This window comes from Deinococcus pimensis DSM 21231, from assembly GCF_000519345.1.
GTDB classification, from domain to species: domain Bacteria; phylum Deinococcota; class Deinococci; order Deinococcales; family Deinococcaceae; genus Deinococcus_A; species Deinococcus_A pimensis.
The window spans coordinates 52,284-53,706 of sequence record NZ_KI912679.1; the positions used below are offsets into that span (position 1 = coordinate 52,284).

Consider the following 1,423-nt stretch of genomic DNA (forward strand, 5'->3'; position numbering starts at 1 on the left):
ACCTTCGAGGCGGGACTGAGGCCCGCGAACCAGCGGGTCGGCGCGAGCAGGGCCTGGAGGGTCACGACGACATTGTGCCCCGCGCGGGCATGCGGGCGCGGCGAGGACATCACGCCCGCGCGGGCGGGGCACACTGTGGACATGGCCTTTCCCGACCTTCAGACCTTCGTCTCGCTGCTGGAGGCGCGCGGTGAGCTCGTGCGCGTCACCGCGCCCGTCGACCGTCACCTCGAGATCACGGAGATCGCGGACCGCATGGTGAAGCGCGGCGGGCCCGCGCTGCTGTTCGAGAACGTGCGCGGCAGCGACTTCCCCCTCGCGATCGGACTGCTCGGCACGCGCGAGCGCATGAGCCTCGCGCTCGGCGTCTCCGACCTCGACGACCTCGCGCGGCGCGTGCGCGCCCTGACGGACCTCAAGATGGGCGGCGGGCTGGGGGGCCTGCTGTCGAACGTGCCGAAGCTGCGCGACGTCGCGAGCCTCCCGCCGCGCCGCGTGCGCCGCGCGCCCGTGCAGGAGGTCGTGTGGCGCGGCGACGAGGTGGACCTCTCGAAGCTGCCCGTGCTGCACTGCTGGCCGCTCGACGGCGGACCCTTCGTGACGCTGCCGCTGGTCATCACGAAGGACCCGGAGACGGGCGAGAAGAACATGGGCATGTACCGCATGCAGGTGATGGGCCCGCGTGAGACGGGCATGCACTGGCAGCGGCACAAGACGGGCGCGCGGCACCTGGAGAGCGCGCGGCGGCTCGGGAAGCGGCTGGAGGTGGCGGTGGCGCTCGGCGGGGATCCCGCGCTGATCTACGCGGCGACGGCGCCCCTGCCGCCCGTGCCGGGCCTCGACGAGTTCGCCCTCGCGGGGTACCTGCGCGGTCGGCGCTACCCGGTGACGCGCGGCGTGACGGTGGACCTCGACGTGCCCGCCAACGCGGAGTTCGTCCTGGAGGGCTACGTGGACCCCGAGGAGGACTGGAAGCCCGAGGGGCCCTTCGGGGACCACACGGGCTTCTACACCCTGGAGGACCTCTACCCGCGCTTCCACGTGACGGCCGTGACGATGCGGCGCCGCCCCGTGTACCCCGCGACGATCGTGGGCCGCCCCCCCGTGGAGGACGCCTTCCTCATCGAGGCGTCCGAGCGGCTCTTCCTGCCCGCCGCGCAGCTCATCCTGCCGGAGATCACGGACTACCACATGCCTCCGGCGGGCGTGGCGCACAACCTCGTGTTCGTCTCCATTCGCAAGGGCTTCCCGGGGCACGCGTACAAGGTCGGCAACGGACTGCTTGGCCTGGGGCAGATGATGTTCGCGAAGGTCATCGTGGTGGTGGACGACGGCGTGCCCCTGCGTGATCTGGAGGCCGTCTGGGCGGAGGTGGCGCGCCGCGCGGCGCCGGGCCGCGACACGCTGCTGACGCGCGGGCCGG

Annotated in this window: 1 protein-coding gene; it reads left to right on the forward strand. The window is 72.8% G+C overall.

The genetic code is table 11. The features are described 5' to 3' along the window. Positions 1-141: 141 nt before the first annotated feature. Positions 142-1,423: menaquinone biosynthesis decarboxylase (locus DEIPI_RS0126725; protein WP_027483806.1), on the forward strand; the 1,282-nt coding region annotated here is incomplete at its 3' end.